We start from the raw sequence: 22,972 nt of genomic DNA, 5'->3' as shown, positions 1-22,972 counted from the left end.
TCGCCCTGCGTGACCATGTGAGCCTTTGCCTGCACACCCATTCCTGACGCAGCGTCAGTTCAGTAACCTGACAGGGTGTCAGTTAACCGGCCGGCCCCGCCCGTTCACCGGCGGGCCATCGAGCAGGAGTGGGCGGAACGATGCTTGGATCGACTCACGGCACCCTCACCACCGGCTTCCGCGCCCGGGTGGTGGCCTGCGGCGAGGAGCCGCACGCCGCCGTCGTCAGCCTGCCGACGGCCTCGGCCCCGGGCGGCCTCGACGTCAGCGGGCGACCGCTGCACCTGACCGTGCCCGACCTGGACCGCTTCTTCCGGCCCCGGTCGGTGGCCGTCGTCGGCGCCTCCGACGCCGAGGGCCGCCCGAACACCGGCATCACCCGGCAGCTCGTCGACTGGGCCGGACGGGTCGGGGCCCGGCTGCACCCGGTGCACCCGACCCGGCAAACCGTGTTCGGCCGCGACTGCTTCGCCTCGGTCGCCGCGATCCCCGAGCCGGTCGACCTCGCGGTCCTCCTCGTCGCGGACCCGCTCCCGGTGATCGAGGAGCTCGGCGAGGCCAAGGTGCCCTTCGCCGTCGCCTTCGCCTCCGGGTTCGCCGAGACCGGGGAGGCGGGCGCGGCCGCCCAGGACCGGCTGGCGGCGGCCGTGGAACGCTCCGGGCTGCGGCTGCTCGGACCGAACACCAACCTGAACGCCTTCGAGCGGTTCCGGGACGACCTGGCGGGCCCCGCCATCGCCCTGATCACCCAGTCCGGGCACCAGGGCCGCCCGCTCCACGCCCTCCAGGAGCTGGGCATCCGGCTCTCGCACTGGGCCCCGACGGGCAACGAGGCCGATCTGGAGACCGCGGACTTCCTCGCGTACTTCGCCCAGCTCCCCGAGGTCGGGGCCATCGCCTGTTACGTCGAGGGGCTCAAGGACGGCCGCTCCTTCCTGCTCGCCGCCGACCGGGCCGCCCGCGCCAAGGTGCCGGTCGTCGCCGTGAAGGTGGGCCGTACGGAGGCCGGGGCCAGGACCGCCGCCTCGCACACCGGCAAGCTGACCGGGGCGGACCAGGTGGTGGACGCGGCGATGCGGCAGTTCGGGGTGATCCGGGTGGACGGCCTGGACGAGCTCCAGGACACCGCCGCCCTGCTGGCCCGGGCCCGCCCGCCGAAGGCCGACGGGGTGGCCGTCTACTCCATCTCCGGCGGCACCGGCGCGCACTTCGCGGACCTGGCGACGGCGGCGGGCCTCACCCTGCCCACGCTCTCCCCCGCCAAGCAGGACGAGCTGCACACCTGGATACCGGAGTACCTGACCGTCGCCAACCCCATCGACAACGGCGGCCATCCGGTCGGCGACTGGCGCGGCCGGAAGATCATCGACGCGATCCTCGCCGATCCGTCCGTCGGGGTGCTGATCTGCCCGATCACCGGCCCCTTCCCGCCGATGAGCGACCGCCTCGCCCAGGACCTGGCGGACGCGGCGGAGGCCACCGACAAGCTGGTCTGCGTGGTCTGGGGCTCCCCCGTCGGCACCGAGGACGCCTACCGGACGACCCTGCTGGGCTCCTCGCGCCTCGCCACGTTCCGTACCGCCCGCAACTGCGTCACCGCCGTGAAGGCCTATCTGGACCACCACCGCTTCACCGACCGCTACCGCTCCCCCTTCGAGGACGCCCCGCGCACCCCGTCGCCCTCCTTCCGCAAGGCGCAGGGCCTGCTGCGGCCGGGGCAGCAGCTCAGCGAGCACGCGGCGAAGCAGCTGCTGCGCGCGTACGGGATCCGGGTGCCGCGCGAGCAGTTGGTGACCAGCGCGGCGGCGGCGGTCCGGGCGGCGGGTCCGGTGGGCTACCCGGTGGTGATGAAGGCGTCCGGCCCCCGGCTCGCCCACAAGACGGAGCTGGGCCTGGTGAAGGTCGGCCTCACCTCGGCCAGCCAGGTCCGCGACGCCTACCGCGAGCTGACCGACATCGCCCGGTACGAGTCGGTGGACCTGGACGGCATCCTGGTCTGCCAGATGATCGACCGGGGCGTCGAGATGATGGTCGGGGTCACCCACGACGCCCTGTTCGGCCCGACGGTCACGGTGGGGCTCGGCGGGGTCCTGGTGGAGGTGCTGCACGACGCGGCGGTGCGGGTGCCGCCGTTCGGCGAGCAGCAGGCCCGGGACATGCTGGGCGAACTGCGCGGCCGGGCCCTGCTGGAGGGGGTGCGGGGCGGCCCCCCGGTCGATGTGGACGCGCTGGTCGAAGTGGTGCTGCGGGTGCAGCGCATGGCCCTGGAGCTGGGCGACGACCTGACCGAGCTGGACATCAACCCGCTGGTGGTGCTGGGCCGCGGACAGGGCGCGGTGGCCCTGGACGCGCTGGCGGTGTGCCGGTGAGCGGGGAGGCGGCGGAGGCCGCCCCCCGGGACGCCACCGTCCTGCACTCCCTCGACGGCGGCGTCTCCTGGATCACCCTCAACCGGCCCGAGGCCATGAACGCCGTCACCTGGGACCAGCGCGAGCGGATCGTCGCCCTCCTCGCCGACGCCTCCGCCGACCCCGGCGTACGGGCGGTGGTGCTCACCGCCACCGGCCGGGGCTTCTGCGCGGGCGCCGATCTGCGCGGCGCCCCGGCCCCCGCACGCGAACGGGTCCCGGGGGACGTGGCCCGGACGATCCGGCTGGGCGCGCAGCGGCTGATCGCGGCCGTCCTGGACTGCGAGAAGCCGGTCATCGCCGCCGTCAACGGGACGGCGGCCGGCATCGGCGCGCATCTGGCGTTCGCCTGCGATCTGGTCCTGGCGGCCGACACGGCGACGTTCATCGAGGTCTTCGTACGCCGGGGGCTCGTCCCGGACGGCGGCGGCGCGTATCTGCTGCCCCGGCTGGTGGGCCCGCAGCGCGCCAAGGAGCTGATGTTCTTCGGCGACACCCTCACGGCGGCGGACGCGGAGCGGCTCGGCCTGGTCAACCGCACGGTGCCGGGCGGGGAGTTGGAGGCGCTGGCCAAGGAGTGGGCGGGCCGGCTGGCCACCGGTCCCACCCGGGCCCTGGCCCTGACCAAGCAGCTGGTGAACACTTCCCTGGACGGCGACCGGGCCACGGCGTTCGCGGCGGAGGCGGCCGCCCAGGAGATCAACATGACCACGCGCGACGCGAACGAGGGCGTGGCGTCCTTCGTCGAGCGCCGGTCGCCGGAGTACCGGGGGTACTGACCGGAGTACTGGAACCACTGATCGCGGCCCCGGGGCACCGCAGCCCCGGGGCACCGCGGCTCCGACCGGAGCACCGAACCTCAGGCTGCCACCGGCGGGTTGAAGCGGTGGAACTCGGGGGCCGACCAGCGCAGCGGGGAGGCGGCGGCGACCTCCCGTACGGCGGTGACCTCGAACTCCACGAGCCGCTCCGCCCCCGGCACCCGTGCCACCTCGTCCGCGTCCCAGACGGTGCGGGCGCGACCGGTCAGATGGAGGGCGACCCCGGTGTCCCAGCCGGGCACCAGGAGCCCGGCGGCCGGGTTGAGTTCGAGGTTGCCCAGGGTCAGGAACATGCCGTTGCCCGCGTAGTCGGGCCAGCGCAGCAGCCGGTCCGAGACCACCTGGACGAAGCCCGGGTTGCCGCCCCGGTGCGAGGCGTCGGCGTCGCCCCGGTCGGACGCGGTGGCGACGAAGAAGGTGTCGGCGGCCCGCACCGCGTCCTGCTGCGCGGGGCTCAGGGCGTCGCCGTCCGTGACCGTGTGCCGCTGCCCGCGCTCCTCGCCCGGTGCGATGCGGTGGTGGTGGCGCTCCTGGATGTACTTGGGGCAGTTGGCGACGGCCTGGTCGAGTTCGACGCGGAGCCCGTCGCCGGCGCGGACCGCCCGGCCGTTCATCCGCATCCGGCGGCGAGTGGCCGGTTCGATGGCGATCATGCCGATCCGGGCCGGGGCGGCACCGCCCGCACCGGCGCCGGACAGCAGGCCGGCCAGCGGATCGCCGGGCCGGGGCAGGGCCCCGACGACCAGGGTGTCCGGCGCGGGAACGCTCAGGAACCCCGGTTCGCCGGTGAGCTGGGTCGCCCAGATCCGCCCCCGCTCGTCCGCACCGCCCACCACCAGGAAGGGCTGCCGGCCGAGGAAGTCCGCCGCGATCTCGGGAATGTCGGAACGGATGGCCCGCTCCGCACCCGCCGCCCGCCGGGCGAGCCCCGCCCGCTCCTGCACGGCGACCTCACCCCGGTGATATCCGTTCATGCCTCTGCCCGCCTTTCCGCCGGATCGCAGCTCGTCGTCTAGAAGAACCCGCAGGTGGGAGCACCGGTGGTCGGTGCGTCCGCCGGGTCGGCCCCGGTGGGCGCGTAGACCTCCAGGCGGATGCCGTCGGGGTCGGTGAAGAAGATGCCGCCCGAGGTGCCGCTCTCGCCGTGCGGCACGACGCCCTCATGGGCGAACTCCGCGCCCAGCCCGCGCAGGACGTCCTCCGTGGCCCGGACCTCCTCGACGGAGTCCACCTGGAACGAGAGGTGGTGGAGACCGGGGAGGGCCGTCGCGAACGTGCCCTCGCTCTGCTGCCACAGGGTCACCACGAGCCGGGAATCGCGCCCCAGGAAGGCCCAGCGGCGATCGGCGTCCTTGCCTTCCGCCAGCAGCTCGAAGTCGAAGACTTCGCGGTAGAAGGCGGCCGAGCGCTCCAGATCGGTGACGTTGAGGCCGACATGACCCGTCTGGAGGTTCTTCGCCTTGCCCATGGTCGATCCCGTTCCTTCGGTCAGGGCCGCGAGGTGATCTCGTAACCGTTGATATCGATTTTGAGGGTTAGAGTGGCGGACGTCAACCGGTGATCTTCACTTGACTGGTTATGATCGCTGGATCAGCCGCCCTCACCCACGGAAGGAGCCCAGCCGTGCCACACCCCTCCGGGGCCGACCCCCGGCCGCTGACCGGCGAGCCGCTCGCCCTCGATCTGCTCAACACCCGCTGGATCGACGGCGACGGGCGGCACGACCTGCTGGACTCCGTGGCCGGCCTGACCCTCTGGCTGGACAGCCCGCCGGTACGCGAACACCTCCGCCCCACGGAAGCCGCCCCGCCCCCGCCCGCCGACCGCACCGCACTGGACCGCCTGCTCCTGACCCGCACGGCGCTCGACACCCTGGCCGCCGCGTCCACCGGCCCGGATCCGGCCACCCCCGAGGACGCCGGCCACCTCAACGAGGTCCTCTCCCACGGGCGCATCCGCCGCACACTGAAGCCCGACGGAGTTCCGGAGTCCGTGGTGGAGGTGGACGACCCGTCCTGGATCCCCGCCTGGTACGCGGCGGAGAACTGGCTGCACCTGATCGCGGACCGACCCGACCGCATCCGCGCCTGCGCGAACCACGCGTGCATCCTGCACTTCTACGACGTGTCCAAGAACGGCACGCGCCGCTGGTGCTCCATGGCGGGCTGCGGCAACCGCGCGAAGGCCCAGCGCCACTACGCCAAGCGCTCCGGAAGCTGACGCCCGTCCCGCGCCCGCGACTTCACATCTGACGAGCCGTCAGTTCTAATGGACGGCGTGATGGGACACGCAGGCATGGCCGCCACCGCCGTCCGGTACCTCAGGTCCGTCGGCGCCGCCACGACAGCCGCACCGCGGGCACGCGCCGAGGCGCTGCCCCGGCCGGACCTGAGGGCGGTCCGGGACGACGAGCGGCCACCCGTCGCACCCGACGAATTCCGGCGCGTGCTGGGCCACTTCGCCAGCGGCGTCACCGTGATCACCGCACGCGACGCGGCCGGTCCGACCGGCTTCGCCTGCCAGTCCTTCGCCTCGCTCTCTCTGGACCCGCCCCTGGTGTCCTTCATGGTCGCCCGTACGTCGACGACCTGGCCGCGCATCGCCCGCGCCGGGACGTTCTGCGTGAACATCCTGGGGGCCGGACAGGGCGCGCTGTGCCGGGGGTTCGCGGTGAGCGGGGCCGACAAGTTCGCGGGCGTGGCCCACGAGGACGCCCCGGCGACCGGTTCACCGCTGCTCGACTCCGTACCCGCCTGGATCGACTGCCGTATCCACGCCGTCCACACCGGCGGCGACCACCTCATCGTGGTCGGCCGGGTGGAGGCGCTGGGGGCGACGGAGGAGGGCGAGCCCCTGCTCTTCCACCGGGGCGCGTTCGGCCGGTTCAGCGGCTGAGCCGGAGCTCGGGCGGTTCAGCGGCTGGGCCCGGAGCTCGGGCGGTTCAGCGGCCGAGCCCGGCCTCCGGCTGCCGGACCCGCCGGATCACCAGCGACATCAGCGCCGCCATCGCGCACAGCGCCCCCGACGCGTACCAGACCACGTCGTAGCTGCCGAACACGTCCCGCGCGACCCCGCCGAGGAACGCCACGACCGCCGCGCCCACCTGGTGCGAGGCCAGCACCCAGCCGAAGACGATCGCGCTGTCCTCGCCGTACTGCTCGCGGCAGAGGGCCAGGGTCGGCGGGACGGTGGCGACCCAGTCTAGACCGTAGAACACGATGAAGAAGATCATCGGCGGCTGCACCTCGGGGCCGATCAGCAGCGGCAGGAACAGCAGCGAGATGCCGCGCAGCGCGTAGTAGACGGCGAGCAGTCTGCGGGCGTCGAAGCGGTCGGTGAGCCAGCCGGAGAAGATCGTGCCGATGACGTCGAAGACCCCGATCACCGCGAGCAGCGAGGCCGCCACGGTGATGGGCATGTGATTGTCGTGGGCGAAGGGGACGAAGTGGGTGCGGATCAGGCCGTTGGTGGAGGCCCCGCAGATCGCGAAGGTGCCCGCGAGCAGCCAGAACGGGCCGGTGCGGGCCGCGTCGAACAGCACCCGCACCGTCCGGCGTGCGGCGCCCCGGGCCGGGGCCGGCTTCGCCACGTACGTACCGCCGTACGGGGCGAGCCCCACATCGGCCGGGTGGTCGCGCATCAGGAGCCAGACGAACGGGACGACGACCAGGGCGGCCAGCGCGACGGTGACCGACGCGGGCTGCCAGCCGTGCCGGTCGACGATCCAGGCGCAGAGCGGCAGGAAGACGAGCTGCCCGGAGGCGCCCGCCGCGGTGAGGATGCCGGTGACCAGCCCTCGGCGGGCCACGAACCAGCGGTTGGTGACGGTCGCGGCGAACGCCATCGCCATCGAACCCGTACCGAGGCCGACCAACAGGCCCCAATAGATCATCAGTTGCCAGGAGGCGGTCATCCAGACGCTGGCGATCGCCCCGGCCGCCACCATGGTGAGCGCGACCGCCACGACCCGCCGGATGCCGAAGCGGTCCATGAGTGCGGCGGCGAACGGCGCGGTCAGCCCGTACAGCGCCATGTCGATGGAGACCGCGAGCCCGATCTCGCCCCGCGACCAGCCGAACTCGCTGTGGAGCGGTTCGATGAGCAGTCCGGGCAGGGAGTTGAAGGCCGCGCCGCCGATGATCGTCACGAAGGTGACGGCGGCGACGATCCACGCCCGGTGGACGGAGAAGGGGAAGCGGCGGCGCGCCTCGCGGGGCGGCCGCCGGTCGTCCTGCGCGGCGCTTTCGATGGTCTCGGTCACGTGGACCAGCTTCTTGGCCTGCGACTCCCCCTGCGAGTGGCCGGAAGGACATGGTTCGCAGGGATCGGGCCACGGTCCGGCGTGCGGAGGGCCGGAGCTTCGCGCACAGCGGCGCCACCGGTCAGCGGCGGAGCCTCGTGACCCCCGCGTGGACGGACCAGGCCGCCGCCGCGCCCACCGCGTACCAGAGCAGATCCGGTGCGTTGAAGGTCGAACCGAGCACCAGCCGGGCCGCCGTGCTGTGAGCCGACAGCTCCGCCGGTACGCCGGTGAGCTGCGCGAACTCCACCGCCCAGCTCACCGCCAGCGCCGCGCCCGCCACCACGGCCGGCCGCGCGCGGGGCGCGCAGAAGGCGACGAGGGCGCAGAGCAGCACCGTGTAGAGCGCGCTCCCGGCGTACTTGGCGAACGCGCCGTCCGCCCCGGCGCGCACGCCGAGGCCCGCGGCGACGGTGGCGACGGCCGCCACCGCCGCGACCGCACGTGGCACGGGCGTTGGCGTACGCGTCGGTGTTGGCGTACGCGTTGGCGTGGACGCGGGCTTCGTGGGTGGCCGTGTCGAGCGCCTCATACGTGCCCGATCCGCTTGAGCCGCCGGATCGGCCGGGCCACCAGCAGCACCGCCACCACCCCCATGTTGATCACGGCCGCCGCCACCAGCAGTTCCGGCGCCCCGACCGCCTCGGCCACCGGGCCCGCCAGCGCGCGGCCCGCCGCGACCATCAGGAGCGAGCCCGCCACATCGTAGGCGTGCAGCCGGTTCAGGGCCTGCGGCGGAACGTGCGTCTGGACCGTCGTGGACCACATCACCAGCCAGAACGCGGCCGCCCCGCCGGCCAGCAGCTGCCCCGCCGCCAGCACCGGCACCGGCATCCCGAGCGCCAGCACCAGCAGGCTCACCGCCACCAGCGGCAGCGCCACCGCGCCCGCCGCCAGCGGGTGCGACGGGCGCAGCCGCAGAGCGAGGAGACCGCCGACGACGCTGCCAGCGCCGTTCACCGCCATCAGCATTCCGTACGCCCCCGAGCCGTGCGCCTCGGTGACCAGGACGGCGGTCAGCGGCAGCATCGGGCCGAGGACCGCGAAGCCGTACACCGTCCAGACCGCGATCACGCCCCACAGCCAGGACCGGGCCCGGAACTCCCGCCACCCGTCGACCAGTTCGGCGGTGAACGTGCCGCGTACCGCGTCGTCGTGCGGGGCCGGGGCCAGCCGCATCAGGAAGAGGCAGACGCCGGAGACCGCGAAGGTCGCCGCGTTGGCCGCGTAGACGGCCCCGGCGCTGGCGAGGCCGACGAGCGCCCCGGCGAAGGCGGGCCCGGCCATGGTCATCAGCGCCTCGGCGACCCGTAGGACGGCGTTGGCGCGCTGGACGTCGGTGGAGACGCGCGGCACGGTCGAGGCGACCCCGGGCTGGAAGAGCGCCGCGCCGACACCGGCCACCGAGCTGAGGACGTACACCACCCACAGCGGCGGGTTGCCGGTCGCGAAGGCCACGGCCAGCACGGAGGCGCCGATCAGCCGCAGCACATCGGCGATGATCATCATGCGGCGCGGGGTGAAGCGGTCGGCGAGGACCCCGCCGAACAGGACGAACACCGCCAGCGGCCCCATCCAGGCGGCGAGCGCGAAGCCGACCGACGAGGCGGGCCGTCCCGCGCCCAGCAGTCCGGCGGTCAGGGCCACCGGGATCATGCCGTCGCCGAAGAGCGCGACCGTACGGGCCACGAAGAAGTAGCGGAAGTTACGGTTCCAGAGCCCTGCGGACCGGGCGGACCCTGCGGGCCCGGCGAGGTCGGCGAGGTCGGCGAGCCCGGCGAGCCCGGCGGACCCGCCGCCATCGAGCGGGACCGGGCTCGGGCTCGGGCCCCGGTCAGGGCCCCGGTCCGGATACAGGTCCGGGTCCGGGTCCGGGGACGTACGGGTGTCGCGCACGGCACCGGGAATGGACGCGCGCCCTGTCGGCTTCTTCTTCACGTCGCTAACCTGTATCAGCTCGTGGTCTATACCAGCTACAGGATTCCCCTGTGATCTTCGAGGAGGCCGTCGTGCCGCACCGCGTCGTCGTCCTGGCCCTCGACGGGCTGCTCCCCTTCGAACTGGGCATTCCGCAGCGGATCTTCGGCCGCAGCATCGGCACGGAGGCGGGCGGCCCGGGCCGGAAGCTGTACGACGTGGTGACCTGCTCGGTCCGGCCGCCGGGCCCGGTCCGGACCGATGCCGACTTCTCCGTCCTCGTGGAGCACGGCCCGGAGGTGCTCGCCACCGCCGACACGGTCGTCGTCCCCGCCTCCTACGAACTGGGCCCGGTCTTCGAGGAGGGCAGGCTCACCGAGGAGCTGGCCGCCGCGCTCGCCCTGGTCCGGCCCGGCACCCGGATGGTCTCCATCTGCACCGGCAGTTACGTCCTGGCGGCGGCCGGCTACCTCGACGGCCGCCCCGCCACCACGCACTGGTCGTCCGCCGACCACTTCCAGCGGACGTTCCCGCAGGTCCGCGTCGACCCGGACGTCCTGTTCATCGACGACGGCGATGTCCTCACCTCCGCCGGGGTCGCCGCCGGGATCGACCTCTGCCTGCATCTGGTGCGGCGCGACCACGGCACGGCCGTCGCCAACGAGATCGCCCGCCGCACGGTCGTGCCGCCGCACCGGGACGGCGGGCAGGCGCAGTACATCCACCGGCCCGTTCCCGAGCCGCAGTTCGCGACCACGACCGGCGCCCGGGCCTGGGCGCTGGCCCGGCTGGACCGGCCGATCCTGCTGCGGGACATGGCGGAGCAGGAGGCGATGAGCGTACGGACGTTCACGCGCCGCTTCCGCGAGGAGGTCGGGATCAGCCCCGGCCAGTGGCTCACCCAGCAGCGGGTGGAGCGGGCCCGCCATCTGCTGGAGTCGACGGACCTGTCGATCGACCAGGTGGCCCGGGACGCGGGCTTCGGCACGGCGACCTCGCTGCGCCAGCACCTCCAGGCGGCCCTGGGCGTGCCGCCGACGGTCTACCGGCGTACGTTCCGGTCCTCGGCGGACAGCGTTTCCTGAGGCCCCTCCCAGGGCTCCGGCCTCAGCCGCGCCGCCCCACCAGGTCGTCCAGTTCGGCCTGGAAGAGCTGGGCGGGGTCGAAGGCCATGCCGGTGAAGTGACCGGCCAGCTCCAGGGACAGCACACCGTGCAGCCGGGTCCAGAACGCGAGGGCCCGGTGCAGGGCCCCGGGCGGGGCGGGGTGGTCACCGGCCCAGTCGCGGTGGCCGGCCAGATGGGCGGCGAACGGGGTGGCGGGCGCGTCCGGTTCGAGGGCCGCGCAGGCGGTCAGCAGGTCGGCCATGATCTCCTGCGAGATGCCGGTGATCTCCTCGGGCGCGTGGTAGCCGGGGACGGGGGTGCCGTAGATGAGGAAGTACCGCTGCGGGTCCGCCAGCGCCCAGTCGCGCAGGACGTGCGCGAGTCCGGCCAGGTCGGCGCCGGTGGCGGCCGCCGCGCGGACGGCGTCGGCGAGGCTGCGGTACGCGTCCCGGATGAGCTCGGTGATCAGCTCGTCGCGCCCCGCGTAGTAGCGGTAGAGCGCGGGCCCGCTGACCCCCATCCGCTTGGCGATCGCGTTGAGCGAGAGCGCGGACGCCCCGGCCGTGGCGATCTGCTCCCACGCGTGCTGCTTGATCTCCGTACGGACCTGGGCGCGGTAGCGCTCCCGGGGGGTCGCGGCGTCGGACTTCGCCATGGGGTGCCGCCTTCCGTCACCACGTCAGCTACTCACTCAAATTTCCGTTAGAAGATATCACGGAACCCCTCGCCCACCCCTTGACCCTTCACCCCGCGAGGAGTTACAACTTCTAACGAACACATGAGGAACTAACACCTGGAGCCCTGATGACCCGGACGCGCACCGCCGCCACCGCCGCCACCGCCACCGCTGCCCTGCTCGCCCTCCCGCTCGCCGTCGCCGGACTCCTCGGCGCCGCCGCCGCGCCCGCCGGGGCCGCCACCGCGCGCCCGGCCCCGTCGCTCACCTGCCAGGGCCGGGGCGTCGACCCCGACGCCCTGGTCCGCGCCCGGACCGAGACCGTCATCGACGCGCCGCTGAGCACCGTGTGGAAGCTCCAGACCGAGGTGGAGCGCTGGCCGGACTGGCAGACCCATGTCACGAGCATGGACCGCCTCGACCACGGGCCCTTCCGCCCCGGTTCGGCGTTCCGGTGGACGACCCCGGTCCCGCCCAACCCGGCGACCCCCGCCACCAGCCTGGACATCACCTCCACCGTCGAGCAGCTGAAGCGCGGCTCCTGCATCCGCTGGACCGGACCCGCCGTCGGCGAGGGGCTGCACATCGACGGCGTACACGTGTGGACCTTCACCCGGGTCCGGGGCGGCGTCCTCGTCCGTACCGAGGAGACCCACACCGGCGAACAGGTCGACGCGAACGTCCCCTACGCCACCGAGATCCTGAAGCAGGGCCTCGAAGCCTGGCTCGCCGAGCTGAAGACCGCCGCCGAGGCCCGGCCCTGCTGACCCCGTGACCGGTCAGAAGACCAGCACCCCCCGGGCCACCCGCCCGTGGTGCGCGTCGTCGGCCGCCTTGGCGAAGTCCTCCACCGGATACGTCTCCGTCACCAGCTCGTCCAGCAGCAGCCGGCCCTCCCGGTAGAGGTCCGCGTACAGGGCGATGTCGCGCTGCGGCCGCGAGGAGCCGTAGCGGCAGCCGAGGATCGACTTGTCCAGGTACATCGAGGAGACCAGGAACGACGCCTCGGCGCTCGCCGCCGGTACGCCCAGGAGCACGGCCTGCCCGTGCCGGTCGAGGAGGTCGATCGCCTGGCGGATCAGCTCGGTGCGGCCGACGCACTCGAAGGCGTGGTCGGCCCCGTCGGGGAGGATGTCGCGCACGCCCTCCGCGCTCGTCAGGAAGTGCGTGGCGCCGAACTGCCGGGCCACCGCCTCCTTCGCCGGGTTGCTGTCGACGGCGACGACGGTGAGCGCACCGGCCAGCCGGGCCCCCTGGAGCACATTGAGGCCGATGCCGCCGGTGCCGATGACCACGACGCTGTCGCCCCGGTCGACCTTCGCCCGGTTGAGGACCGCCCCGACGCCGGTGAGCACCCCGCAGCCGATCAGGGCGGCGGAGGTGAGGGGCAGGTCGGCCGGGATCCTGACCGCCTGGACGGCGCGCACCACCGTACGTTCGGCGAAAGCGGAGTTGGAGGCGAACTGGAACACCGGCTTCCCGCCCCGCGAGAACGGCCGCCCGGGCCGGCCGATCGCCTTGCGGCACATGGTCGGCCTGCCCCGGTCGCACTGGGCGCAGGCCCCGCAGTTGGCGAGGGTGGACAGCGCGACATGATCACCGGGCCGTACGTGGCCGACGCCGGGCCCGACCGCCTCCACCACGCCCGCGCCCTCGTGGCCGAGCACGACCGGGACCGGGAAGGGGATGGTGCCGTCGATCACCGACAGATCGCTGTGGCAGAGCCCGGCGGCGGCGACCGCCACCAGCACCTCGCCGGGGCCCGGTTCGCGTATCTCCAGGTCGTCGACGACCTCGGTCCGTGTGCCGTCGAAGACGACGCCTCTCATCTCGGCTCCCTCGGTAGGCCGAGCACCCGCTCGGCGATGATGTTCCGCTGGATCTCGTCGGAGCCGCCGTAGATGGTGTCGGCCCGGCTGAAGAGGAACAGGTGCTGTGCGGGGTGGAGTTCGTACGGTCTCCGCGTCGTCCAGGGCTCCGGGCCGACGGCCCCCGCCTCCCCGGCGACCTCCACCGCCAGCTCCCCCAGCCGCTGGTGCCAGCCGCCCCACAGCAGCTTCGCCACGCTGGGCGCGCCCGGGTCGCCGGTGGTGCCGAGGGTGCGCAGGGCGTGGCGGCGCATGGTGTCCAGCTCGGCCCACTGGCGGACGATCCTGGCCCTGATGACCGGGTCCTCGGCGGCCCCGCTCGCCACGGCGGCGGCCACCACCTGTTCCAGCTCCGCGGCGAACCCGACCTGCTGGGCGAGGGTGGAGACCCCGCGCTCCAGAGCGAGGAGGCCCATGGCGACCTGCCAGCCGTTGCCCTCGCCGCCGACGGCCTCGGTGGCCCGCGCCCCGTCGAGGAAGACCTCGTTGAACTCGCTGGTGCCGGTCAGCTGCCGGATCGGCCGCACCTCGATCCGCCCCGGCTGATCCATCTCCACCAGCAGGAACGACAGCCCGTGGTGGCGGGTGGAGCCGGGGTCGGTGCGGGCGAGGACGAAGCACCAGTCGGCGTCCAGGGCGAGCGAGGTCCAGATCTTCTGCCCGGTCACGGTGTAGCCGCCGGTGGTGGTGTCCGGGGTGGCGGTGGTCCGGATACCGGCGAGGTCGGAGCCCGCGCCGGGTTCGCTGTACCCCTGGCACCAGAGGGTCTCGCCCCGGGCGACGGGGGGCAGATGGCGGTGCTTCTGCTCCTCGGTGCCGTAGGTGATGAGGGTCGGCGCGAGGAGGTTCTCGCCGATGTGGCCCATCCGGGCGGGGGCTCCGGAGCGGGCGTACTCCTCGGCCCAGACGACCTGTTCGGGGAGGGTGGCGCGGCGGTTGCCGTACGTCTCGCCGTCGGCGCCGGGCCAGCCGATCCCGATCCAGCCGGCCTTGCCCAGCTCGCGTTCCCACGCGCGGGGGTCGGGGGCGGGGGTCTCGGCGAGGCGGCCCGCCAGCCAGGCGCGCACCTCGGTACGGAAGTCCATGAGTTCCTCCTGTCCCTGGGGGCTCCGCCCCCAGACCCCCGCTGCTCAATCGCCGCAGGGGCTGGAAAACCAAGCCCCTCCGGCGATTGAGGAGCGGGGGTTCGGGGGCGGAGCCCCCGAGGGGTCACCGGTTCGGGCGGTCGCCCGACTTCGCCGCTGCCGCCATCTCCGCCACCCGCGCCAGCATCGGCATCGGATCCACCCCCACCGTCCCCGGCAGGAAGTCCGCGATCCGCTCCGGGGTCCAGGCCGCCCCCTCCGCGTACCCCGCCCGCAACTCCCTCGGCTGGGCCCAGACCGCGATCTTCGGGCCCGCGATCGTGTAGACCTGCCCGGTGATCCCCTCCGCCCGCGCCCGCTCGCTCAGCAGATAGACGACCAGCGCCGCCACATCCTCCGGCTCCCCGATCTCCTTCAGCTCCATCGGTACGCCGGCCGACATCCGGGTCCGGGCGACGGGCGCGACCGCGTTGGCCGTGACGCCGTACCTGTGCAGGCCGAGCGCCGCGCTGCGGACCAGCGAGATGATCCCGCCCTTCGCCGCGCTGTAGTTGGCCTGCGAGACGCTGCCCTGGTGGTTGCCGCTGGTGAAGCCGATCAGCGTGCCGCCGCCCTCCTGCTTCCGCATCACCGCCGACGCGGCCCGGAAGACCGTGAACGTGCCCTTGAGATGGGTGGCCAGCACCGGGTCCCACTCCTCCTCGGACATGTTGAACAGCATCCGCTCACGGAGGATCCCGGCCACGCAGACCACCCCGTCGAGCCGCCCGTACTCCGCCAGCGCGGTGTCCACGATCCGCTGCCCGCCCGCCATCGTGGAGATGTCGTCGGCCACCGCGACCGCCTCGCCGCCCGCCGCCTCGATCTCCTTGACGACGGACCGGGCGATCTCGCTGGTCGGTTCGGAGCCCTCGACGGAGACGCCGTAGTCGTTGACCACGACCCGCGCCCCCTCCGCCGCCGCGGCGAGCGCGACCGCCCGCCCGATGCCCCGGCCGGCCCCGGTCACGGCGACCACCCTGCCTGTCAAGAAGTTCCCCATGCCCGGCCCCTTCCCGCGGTTTCTGACGGACCGTTAGATTTTACGGGCAGTCAGATACTCCGGCACAAGACCCAGGAGGTCCCCATGTCCCTGCCGGCCGAGTTCCACGAGATCGCCAAGCGCGTCAACAACTGGGGCCGCTGGGGAGAGGCCGACGAACTCGGGACGCTGAACCTGATCACCGACGCCGTCGTACGGGAGGCCGTCGGAGCCGTCCGCACCGGCCGCCGGATTCCGCTCGCGCTGCCGCTCCGGCAGGACGGGGTGCAGAGCGGGCTCATCCCGGGCCGGATCAATCCGCTGCACACGATGGTCCAGATCAACCAGGAGATCTTCGGCCCCGGTACGGTCGCCACCAGCGACGACGCCGTCACGATGGGGCTCCAGGCGGCCACCCACTGGGACGCCCTGACCCATGTCTCGCACAGCGGGAAGATCTACAACGGCCGCCCGGCGGACACGATCACCGCCCACGGCGGTGCCAGGCACTCCTCGATCGCCACCGTGGAGCACCTCGTCTCGCGCGGGGTCCTGCTGGACGTGGCCCGCGCCCGGGGGGTCGACCGGCTGCCGGGCGATCACGCCGTGACGCCACAGGACCTGGCGGCGGCGGAGGAGTTCGGGGGCGTGACCGTACGGGCCGGGGACATCGTGCTCGTACGGACGGGGCAGGTGCGGCTCGCGCTGGCCGGGGACCGGAACGCGTACGGCTATCCGTCGCCGGGGCTCTCGGTGCGCACCCCCGAGTGGTTCCACGCCCGGGACGTGGCGGCGGTCGCCAACGACACCCTGACCTTCGAGATCTTCCCGCCGGAGATCGAGGACCTGTGGCTGCCGGTGCACGCCCTGCATCTGGTCGAGATGGGCCTGCTCCAGGGCCAGAACTGGAACCTGGAAGCGCTGTCCGAGGCGTGCGCGGAGGAGGGCCGGTACGCCTTCCTCCTCACCGCCGCACCGGAGCCGTTCGCCGGGGCCACCGGTTCGCCGGTCGCCCCGGTCGCGGTCCTGTAGAGGAGAACGACGAGCGGTTCAGGCCAGGTGGTCGGTGAAGACGCACGAGGGCGGTTCGCACACCTCGCCGCCGCCCTGGACGACCACCGTGGGCGGCTCCGCGCCCCGCACCGGACCGCTCCGGTCGACCTCGCACCAGATCTGCTTCCCGGCGCCCTCCGGCAGCCAGCCCCAGCGGTCCGCGAGGCCGTCCACCAGCTCCAGGCCCCGGCCGTTGGTGTCCTCGCCCTCCGCGTGCCGCTGGAGCGGCGGACGGTCGCTGGCGTCCGCGACCTCGACCCGGACGGTCCCGGCCACGCCGGAGGACCCGGCCCCGCCGAAGAGCATCCGCAGCACGGCGGGACAGCCCGTGTGGACGACGGCGTTGGTGACCAGCTCCGAGATCAGCAGGATGAGCGTCTCGGCGAGCGGCTCGTCATCCCCTATCCCGGAACCGACCAGGCGCGACCGCGCCCACCTACGGGCCCGCCCCACCTCTGCGGGATCCGGACCGACCTCCAGCTGAACCTGAAGCACCTGCACCGCTCACACCATCCGAACCGGCGGACACATCGCCTCGCGCCTCCTCAGGGTCACGGAACGTGATTCCCTTACGCGACAGCATGGTTGACGTACAGTCACCGCAACAAGCGCTTCGGGCATATTCCAGCGCGAAGGAGTACGCGTGGTGCATACTGTGCGACGCACGCTGCGGGGAGTCGAACAGGAGCGCGCAGAGACTGCGAGAAACGCTCTTCGGGCAGGCCCGGCACATCTCCGGCGAGCGCCCTCGCCCCGGACCGGAGCCGCCGCACAGGCCGCCCCCGGATCGCCCGGTTCCAGAACCACTCGCATCCCACGGAGCGTACCCGAGCCGGGCCCCGACTCCACCCGGTGACGAATCACGCAAAGGACACAAGCCGGTATCGGCACGGCACGGATGCGTTGCGTCACCCTCCGCCCCCTGCTTCCGGGGCCCCCGGGCCGTACGCCGCCGAGCTGCCGGGAAGCGGCCGCGCGGCCCCCAGCGCGGCGGCCAGCAGCTCCTCCGCCCGGGCCCCGGTGAGCCAGGAGGCGGCCCGGAGCCAGGCCCGTTTCAGATGGAGGTGAACATCTGCCTCCCAGGTGAAGCCCATGCCGCCGTGGATCTGGAGACAGTCGCGGGCATTGCGTACGGCGGCCTCGTCGGCGAGCAGTTTGGCCGCCGCGATCTCCACCGGATCGCCGGTCACGGCGGCCGCGTACACGGCGGCGCGGGCCGGTTCGGTGCGGGCGAGCATGTCGGCGCAGAGATGTTTGACCGCCTGGAACGATCCGATGGGCGATCCGAACTGCTCGCGGTCCCCGGCGTGTTGAACGGCCGCCTCGGTGGTCCGGGCGGCGCTGCCGAGCTGTTCGGCGGCGGTGAGCAGCGCGGCCTCGTACCGCAGCCGCCCCGCGTACGCCGGGGTGCGCTCCGTCGCGGCCGGGGCACGTTCCGCGTCCGTCGGCGCCCGGTGCAGCGGTGTGAGCGGGTCCGTCGACCGTACGGGCCGGGCGGCGGCCGCGAAGTCCCGCAGCGCCTCCCCGGTGAGTGCCTCGGCCCCCACCAGCACCGCGTCCGCCGCCGCCAGGTGCGCCACCGGCAGACGCCCGTCCACCGCCGTCACCACCGCCTCGCCCTCGGCGGCGCCCTTCACCAGGCCCGCCGCGAGGTGGGTGGCGACCAGCGGGCCCGGGAGCAGCGCCCGGCCCGCCTCTTCGAAGAGCAGCGCCGCCTCGGGCAGCCCGAGGCCCACCCCGCCCGTCTCCTCCGGCAGCCGGAGCGCGAAGAACCCGGCCGCGCCCAGTTCCCGCCACAGCCTCCGGTCCAGGGCCCCGCCCCGGTCCACCGCCGCCCGCAGCCGGTCCCGGTCGAACACCGCGCCGAGCAGGTCGCGCATGCCGGACCGCAGGGCCCGCTGGTCGTCCGAGAGCTGGAAGTCCACGGTGGCCTCAGCGCCCCTTCGGCAGGCCGAGGATGCGCTCGGCGACGATGTTCCGCTGGATCTGGGAGGTGCCGGCGGCGATCGTGTAGGAGAGCGAGGAGAGCCGGTCCAGCGCCCATTCCCGGTCCAGGTCGAAGGCGTCCTCCGCGCCCAGCACCTCCGCCGCCGCCTCGTACAGCTCCTGACGGGCCCCGGAGTAGCGCAGCTTGAAGACCGAGCCGCCGGTGCCGGGGACGCCGCCCGTACGCTCCGACTCCGCCACGTTCCACTGGGTGAGCCGCCACAGGGCCCGGAACTCGGCGTTCAGCCGACCGAGACGCCGGCGCAGCACCGGGTCGTCCCAGCGCCCGTTGCGCCGGGCCTCGTCGGCGAGGGCGTCCAGGGTGCGGCGGCAGGCGACGACCTCGCCGACGAAGGCGGTGCCGCGCTCGAAGGAGAGGGTGACCATGGTGACCCGCCAGCCGTCGTTCTCGGCCCCGACCCGGTTGCGTACCGGCACCCGGACCTCGTCGAGGAACATCTCCGCGAACTCCGTGGACCCGGCGAGCGTGCGCAGCGGCCGGACGGTGATGCCGGGCGCGTCCATCGGCATCGCCAGCCAGCTGATCCCCCGGTGCTTCGGCGCGTCCGGGTCCGTCCGCACCAGCAGCTCGCACCAGTCGGCCACCTCCGCGTGCGAGGTCCAGATCTTCTGCCCGCTGACCACGTAGTCGTCCCCGTCGCGCACCGCCCGCGTCCGCAGCGCGGCCAGGTCCGAGCCCGCGTCCGGTTCGCTGAACCCCTGGCACCAGATCTCGTCGCCGCGCAGCACCGGCGGCAGCCAGCGGGCCCGCTGCCCGGCCGTCCCCTCGGCGGCGATCGTCGGCCCGGCGTGCAGCAGCCCGACGAAGTTCGCGCCGACATAGGGCGCCCCGGCCTTCTCCGTCTCCTCCAGATAGATCAGGTGCTGGGTCGGGGTGGCGCCCCGCCCGCCCGCGTCGGCCGGCCAGTGCAGACCCGCGTACCCGGCGTCGTACAGCATTCGCTGCCAGCGGGTGTCGTACGCCCGGCGCGCGGGCCAGTCGTCCGGCGAGGGTTTCGGCGGCAGCCCGGGGAGGACACCGGCCAGCCACTCCCGCAGCCGCCGCCGGAACTCCTCCTCGGCCTCCGTGTACGCGAGATCCACCGCCGTCCCCGCCTACGTGTCCAGGTCCAGGCCGAGCATGCGGATCGCGTTTCCGCGCATCAGTTTGTGGACGGTCTCCGCGTCCAGTCCCTTGACGTGGTCGAGGGCGACCTCCTTGGTGTGCGGGAAGGTCGAGTCCACGTGCGGGTAGTCGGTCTCGAAGGTGGCGTTGTCGCGGCCGACGACGTCCAGCGCGGAGATGCCGTGCTTGTCGCGGAAGAAGCAGCAGAACATCTGCCGGTAGTAGTACGTGGACGGCGGCTCGGGGATCAGATCGCGCACCCCGCCCCAGGCCCGGTGCTCCTCCCAGACGTCGTCGGCGCGCTCCAGGGCGTACGGGATCCACCCCATCTGGCCCTCGCTGTACGCCAGTTTGAGCGTCGGGAACTTCACCAGCACACCGCTGAAGAGGAAGTCCATCATCGAGGCCATCGCGTTGTTGAAGGAGAGCGAGGCCTGCACGGCGGGGGGTGCGTCCGGGGACGCGGCGGGCATCTGGGAGCTGGACCCGATGTGCATGTTGACGACCGTGCCGGTCTCCTGGCAGACGGCGAAGAACGGGTCCCAGTAGCCGGTGTGGATGGACGGCAGGCCGAGGTAGGTGGGGATCTCGGAGAAGGTGACCGCGCGCACGCCCCGCGCCGCGTTCCGCTTGATCTCCGCCACCGCCAGGTCGATGTCCCAGAGCGGGATGATGCAGAGCGGGATCAGCCGGCCGCCGCTGTCGCCGCACCACTCCTCGACCATCCAGTCGTTGTAGGCGCGCACACAGGCGAGGGCGACCTCCTTGTCGTGCGCCTCGGCGAAGGTCTGCCCGCAGAAGCGCGGGAAGGTCGGGAAGCAGAGGGAGGCCTCGACGTGGTTGAGGTCCATGTCCTTGAGGCGTTCGGCCGGGTCCCAGCAGCCGGGGCGCATCTCGGCCCGGGTGATGCCCTCCAGGGTCATGTCGTCGCGGTCGAAACCGACGGCGGCGATGTTCCGCTTGTACGGGAACTTCAGGTCCTCGTAGATCCACCAGTCGGTGGGCGGCCCGTCCGGGTCCATGGTGATGACGTACTTCCCGCCGGTGTACGCCAGCTCCCCGATGCCCGCCGTGAGCGGCTGCGGGCCGCGCTCGCGGTACTTCGCGGGCAGCCAGGTGGAGAAGAGGTGCGCGGGCTCGATCACATGGTCGTCGACGCTGACGATCCGAGGCAGTTCCGTGTCCGTCATGGTGTGTGCCGTCCCCTCCGCGCACCCGGAGCGCCCGGCGAACTCCAGGCCCCGGACGCTTTCTGATGGTCCGTCAGATGCGATTGCGGAACTCAGGCTAGCCCCGCACCCCTGGACCGACAAGGCGCGGAGCCCTACGCTCTGCGCAATATCTGACTGGCCGTCAGTTCGGAGGGATCCCTGTGACCGCCGTGAACGACGTGACCGCGACCGCCCACGCCCTGGGCGCCTCCCGCACCTTCTGGGAGCTGATCGAACGCCGCGCCGCCCTCACCCCGGACCGCCCGGTCCTGCTCCAGGAGGACCGGAGCCTGACCTTCGGCGAGCTGCGGGACCGGGCGGAGCGGGTGGCCGCCGGGCTGTACGGGATGGGCGTACGGGCGGGCAGCGTGGTGGCCTGGCAGCTGCCGACCCGGCTGGAGACGGCCCTGCTCTCCTTCGCGCTGACCCGGCTCGGGGCCGTGCAGACCCCGGTCATCCCGTTCTACCGGGACCGCGAAGTGCGGTTCGCGCTGCGCGAGTCGGGGGCCGCGTTCTTCGCCGTGCCCGGCGTCTGGCGGGGCTTCGACCACACCGCGATGGCCGAACGGATCGCCGCCGAACTCCCCGACCCGCCACGCGTCTTCGAGGCGTACGACGCCCTGCCCGACGGCGACCCGGCACTGCTGCCGCCCCCGCCGGAACCGGCCTGCGGCGAGGAGGTCCGCTGGATCTACTGGACCTCGGGCACCACCTCCGATCCCAAGGGCGTCCTGCACACCGACCGTTCCCTGATCGCGGGCGGCTCCTGCCTCGCCCACGCGCTGAAGCTCGACGCGGACGACGTGGGCTCGATGGCGTTCCCGTACGCCCATGTCGCCGGGCCCGACTACACGGTGATGCTGCTGCTGTACGGGTTCCCGGCGGTGCTGTTCGAGCAGTTCGCGCTGCCGGACGCGCTGGCGGAGTACCGGCGTCACGGGGTGACCGTGGCGGGCGGCTCGACGGCGTTCTACGCGATGTTCCTGGCCGAGCAGCGCAAGGCCCCGGGCACACCGCTCATCCCCTCGCTCCGCCTCCTCGCGGGCGGCGGGGCGCCGAAGCCGCCGGAGGTCTACCACGCGGTGGTCCGGGAGATGGGGGTCAGGCTCACCCACGGCTACGGCATGACCGAGGTCCCGATGATCACCATGGGCGCCCCGGACGACACCACGGAGAACCTGGCCCTGACCGAGGGCCGGCCGCCGGAGGGCATGGAGATCCGGATCACCGACGAGCACGGCAAGCCGCTGCCGTACGGCGTGGAGGGCGAGGTGCGGCTGCGCGGGGAGGCGGTCTGCCGGGGCTATCTGGACCCGGCGGCCTCCGCGGCGGCCTTCGACGCCGAGGGGTTCCTGATCACCGGAGACCTGGGCCGGGTCGGGGAGAGCGGGCATCTCACACTCACCGGGCGGCTGAAGGACATCATCATCCGCAAGGGCGAGAACATCTCCGCCAAGGAGATCGAGGATCTGCTCCACACCCACCCGGCCGTCGCCGACGCGGCGGTGATCGGCCTGCCCGACCCGGAACGCGGCGAACGCGTCTGCGCGGTGGTCGAACAGCCGCCCGGCACGCCGCCGTTGACGCTCGCCGAGCTCTCGGCCCACCTGCGGGAAGCGGGCCTGTCCGTCCACAAGGTGCCCGAGCGACTGGAGCTGCTGGACGAGCTGCCCCGCAACGAGACGCTGCGCAAGGTGCTCAAGTACCAGCTGCGGGAACGGTTCAGCAGGTGAGCGAGGCGTTACGGGGGCGGTCGCGCCGCCCCCGTGACGCCGGCCGCGTGACGCCGTCCCCGTAACGCCGGGAGCGACTACGCGTCCGGCTCGATCACCGTGAAGTACACGGCGAACGCCGCCACCACATCGCTCTCGGCGACCCGGCCGTCCCGGTCCGTGTCCAGGCTCTGGGCGGCGATGCCCGCGATCTCGGGGCTCGCGCCGAGGACCCGGAGCGCCCGCTCCACCTCCGCCACCGACGCTCTGCCGTCGTTCCCGCCGTCCGCGACCGCGATGACCGCCCGCAGGAACGGCCGGGCGATCTCGGCGAACCGCTCGGGATTGTCCCGGAGCCGCTTCACCGCCCCGCCCACGAACTCCTCACGGGTGACCCGCTGGTCCCCGTCCACATCGGCGATCCCCGCCATGCCCTGCCAGAAGGCCTCGGCCCCGGTGTAGAGGGCCTGCCCCTTGTCGCAGCGGGCCGTCGTACCGAACTCGGTGAGCAGACGGGCGGCTGCGGCGTTGAAATCGGCGCGATCGATGTAGCCGTTGCCGTCCTGGTCGAAGGCGGCGAAGCGGTGCGCGATCTTTCGCTCGTACTCTGCGCTGTCCATGCGGGGAGCGTACGACGCCCGGAGCGCTCACGTGTCACCGCGCGGCTCTTCCTGTGTGACAA

22 protein-coding genes are annotated in these 22,972 nt (G+C 73.1%); 8 read left to right on the top strand and 14 right to left on the bottom strand.

Annotated elements, in window-relative coordinates; genetic code table 11:
- Positions 1–140: 140 nt before the first annotated feature.
- Entirely contained in the window at positions 141–2,369 is a 2,229-nt protein-coding gene (locus ACSMXR_RS21800) for an acetate--CoA ligase family protein (RefSeq protein WP_137235739.1), read from the top strand.
- Positions 2,360–3,187, top strand: a complete 828-nt coding sequence (locus ACSMXR_RS21795) for an enoyl-CoA hydratase/isomerase family protein (RefSeq protein ID WP_473169729.1) — start codon at positions 2,360–2,362, stop codon at positions 3,185–3,187. Before ACSMXR_RS21800 ends, ACSMXR_RS21795 begins: the two co-directional genes overlap by 10 nt.
- Positions 3,188–3,267: 80 nt before the next feature.
- On the opposite strand, the gene ACSMXR_RS21790 is transcribed toward ACSMXR_RS21795, so the two are convergent.
- Together ACSMXR_RS21790 and ACSMXR_RS21785 are read right to left on the bottom strand one after the other, a co-directional pair.
- On the bottom strand, positions 3,268–4,203 hold the full coding sequence (locus ACSMXR_RS21790; protein ID WP_473169728.1) for a pyridoxamine 5'-phosphate oxidase family protein: 936 nt from the start codon (positions 4,201–4,203) through the stop codon (positions 3,268–3,270).
- A gap of 38 nt (positions 4,204–4,241) precedes the next feature.
- Positions 4,242–4,697: a VOC family protein gene (locus ACSMXR_RS21785; protein ID WP_359138240.1), complete on the bottom strand. Its 456-nt coding sequence runs from the start codon at positions 4,695–4,697 to the stop codon at positions 4,242–4,244.
- Between the two features lie 155 nt (positions 4,698–4,852).
- Between ACSMXR_RS21785 and ACSMXR_RS21780 the strand changes: the two genes are divergently transcribed.
- Positions 4,853–5,449 carry a CGNR zinc finger domain-containing protein gene (locus ACSMXR_RS21780; protein ID WP_473169727.1) on the top strand — a complete coding sequence of 199 codons (597 nt, stop codon included), beginning with the start codon at positions 4,853–4,855 and terminating at the stop codon, positions 5,447–5,449.
- 75 nt (positions 5,450–5,524) lie between these two features.
- Complete coding sequence (locus ACSMXR_RS21775; protein ID WP_364888591.1) at positions 5,525–6,124, top strand: flavin reductase family protein; 600 nt, start codon at positions 5,525–5,527, stop codon at positions 6,122–6,124.
- Between the two features lie 46 nt (positions 6,125–6,170).
- Here ACSMXR_RS21775 and ACSMXR_RS21770 read toward each other — a convergent pair whose 3' ends face one another.
- The 3 genes from ACSMXR_RS21770 to ACSMXR_RS21760 form a co-directional block, all read right to left on the bottom strand.
- On the bottom strand, positions 6,171–7,490 hold the full coding sequence (locus ACSMXR_RS21770) for an MFS transporter (protein WP_473169726.1): 1,320 nt from the start codon (positions 7,488–7,490) through the stop codon (positions 6,171–6,173).
- Between the two features lie 121 nt (positions 7,491–7,611).
- On the bottom strand, positions 7,612–8,061 hold the full coding sequence (locus ACSMXR_RS21765; protein WP_473169725.1) for a ribosomal maturation YjgA family protein: 450 nt from the start codon (positions 8,059–8,061) through the stop codon (positions 7,612–7,614).
- Positions 8,058–9,467, bottom strand: a complete 1,410-nt coding sequence (locus tag ACSMXR_RS21760) for an MFS transporter (protein WP_473169724.1) — start codon at positions 9,465–9,467, stop codon at positions 8,058–8,060. The genes ACSMXR_RS21765 and ACSMXR_RS21760 overlap by 4 nt, the downstream gene beginning before the upstream one ends.
- A 71-nt stretch (positions 9,468–9,538) precedes the next feature.
- On the opposite strand from ACSMXR_RS21760, the gene ACSMXR_RS21755 reads away from it, so the two are divergent.
- Positions 9,539–10,531, top strand: coding sequence for a GlxA family transcriptional regulator (locus ACSMXR_RS21755; protein WP_473172425.1), 993 nt, complete (start codon positions 9,539–9,541; stop codon positions 10,529–10,531).
- A gap of 22 nt (positions 10,532–10,553) precedes the next feature.
- Here the strand turns inward: ACSMXR_RS21755 and ACSMXR_RS21750 are convergent, their stop codons facing one another.
- A complete protein-coding gene (locus ACSMXR_RS21750; RefSeq protein WP_473169723.1) occupies positions 10,554–11,207 on the bottom strand; it encodes a TetR/AcrR family transcriptional regulator in 654 nt (217 codons plus the stop codon).
- A gap of 149 nt (positions 11,208–11,356) precedes the next feature.
- Here ACSMXR_RS21750 and ACSMXR_RS21745 point away from each other — a divergent pair, with 149 nt between their 5' ends.
- On the top strand, positions 11,357–11,995 hold the full coding sequence (locus tag ACSMXR_RS21745) for an SRPBCC family protein (RefSeq protein ID WP_376185713.1): 639 nt from the start codon (positions 11,357–11,359) through the stop codon (positions 11,993–11,995).
- Between the two features lie 12 nt (positions 11,996–12,007).
- Here ACSMXR_RS21745 and ACSMXR_RS21740 read toward each other — a convergent pair whose 3' ends face one another.
- The 3 genes from ACSMXR_RS21740 to ACSMXR_RS21730 form a co-directional block, all read right to left on the bottom strand.
- Positions 12,008–13,057 carry a Zn-dependent alcohol dehydrogenase gene (locus ACSMXR_RS21740; protein ID WP_137235729.1) on the bottom strand — a complete coding sequence of 350 codons (1,050 nt, stop codon included), beginning with the start codon at positions 13,055–13,057 and terminating at the stop codon, positions 12,008–12,010.
- Complete coding sequence (locus ACSMXR_RS21735; protein WP_473169722.1) at positions 13,054–14,181, bottom strand: acyl-CoA dehydrogenase family protein; 1,128 nt, start codon at positions 14,179–14,181, stop codon at positions 13,054–13,056. Before ACSMXR_RS21735 ends, ACSMXR_RS21740 begins: the two co-directional genes overlap by 4 nt.
- A 124-nt stretch (positions 14,182–14,305) precedes the next feature.
- The gene (locus tag ACSMXR_RS21730) at positions 14,306–15,223 is read right to left on the bottom strand and encodes an SDR family oxidoreductase (protein WP_364888526.1); all 918 of its coding nucleotides are present in this window, start codon (positions 15,221–15,223) and stop codon (positions 14,306–14,308) included.
- Between the two features lie 84 nt (positions 15,224–15,307).
- Between ACSMXR_RS21730 and ACSMXR_RS21725 the strand changes: the two genes are divergently transcribed.
- Positions 15,308–16,234 carry a cyclase family protein gene (locus ACSMXR_RS21725; RefSeq protein ID WP_137234821.1) on the top strand — a complete coding sequence of 309 codons (927 nt, stop codon included), beginning with the start codon at positions 15,308–15,310 and terminating at the stop codon, positions 16,232–16,234.
- Between the two features lie 18 nt (positions 16,235–16,252).
- On the opposite strand, the gene ACSMXR_RS21720 is transcribed toward ACSMXR_RS21725, so the two are convergent.
- The 4 genes from ACSMXR_RS21720 to ACSMXR_RS21705 all read right to left on the bottom strand — a co-directional run bounded on the left by ACSMXR_RS21720 (position 16,253) and on the right by ACSMXR_RS21705 (position 20,557).
- The gene (locus ACSMXR_RS21720) at positions 16,253–16,756 is read right to left on the bottom strand and encodes an ATP-binding protein (RefSeq protein WP_137234820.1); all 504 of its coding nucleotides are present in this window, start codon (positions 16,754–16,756) and stop codon (positions 16,253–16,255) included.
- Positions 16,757–17,163: 407 nt separating this feature from the next.
- Positions 17,164–18,180, bottom strand: a complete 1,017-nt coding sequence (locus ACSMXR_RS21715; RefSeq protein ID WP_473169721.1) for an acyl-CoA dehydrogenase family protein — start codon at positions 18,178–18,180, stop codon at positions 17,164–17,166.
- 7 nt (positions 18,181–18,187) lie between these two features.
- The gene (locus ACSMXR_RS21710; RefSeq protein ID WP_473169720.1) at positions 18,188–19,345 is read right to left on the bottom strand and encodes an acyl-CoA dehydrogenase; all 1,158 of its coding nucleotides are present in this window, start codon (positions 19,343–19,345) and stop codon (positions 18,188–18,190) included.
- Between the two features lie 12 nt (positions 19,346–19,357).
- Complete coding sequence (locus ACSMXR_RS21705; protein WP_376185403.1) at positions 19,358–20,557, bottom strand: amidohydrolase family protein; 1,200 nt, start codon at positions 20,555–20,557, stop codon at positions 19,358–19,360.
- Between the two features lie 182 nt (positions 20,558–20,739).
- Between ACSMXR_RS21705 and ACSMXR_RS21700 the strand changes: the two genes are divergently transcribed.
- Positions 20,740–22,311 (top strand): class I adenylate-forming enzyme family protein, encoded by a 1,572-nt coding sequence (locus ACSMXR_RS21700; protein WP_473169719.1) that lies wholly within the window; start codon positions 20,740–20,742, stop codon positions 22,309–22,311.
- A gap of 77 nt (positions 22,312–22,388) precedes the next feature.
- Here the strand turns inward: ACSMXR_RS21700 and ACSMXR_RS21695 are convergent, their stop codons facing one another.
- Positions 22,389–22,910, bottom strand: a complete 522-nt coding sequence (locus tag ACSMXR_RS21695; RefSeq protein ID WP_030083272.1) for an EF-hand domain-containing protein — start codon at positions 22,908–22,910, stop codon at positions 22,389–22,391.
- Positions 22,911–22,972: the final 62 nt, after the last annotated feature.

The organism is Streptomyces sp. DSM 106670, from assembly GCF_055792845.1.
Note: the sequence above shows the minus strand (reverse complement) of the source record. Positions and strands in the feature narration are given on the sequence as shown.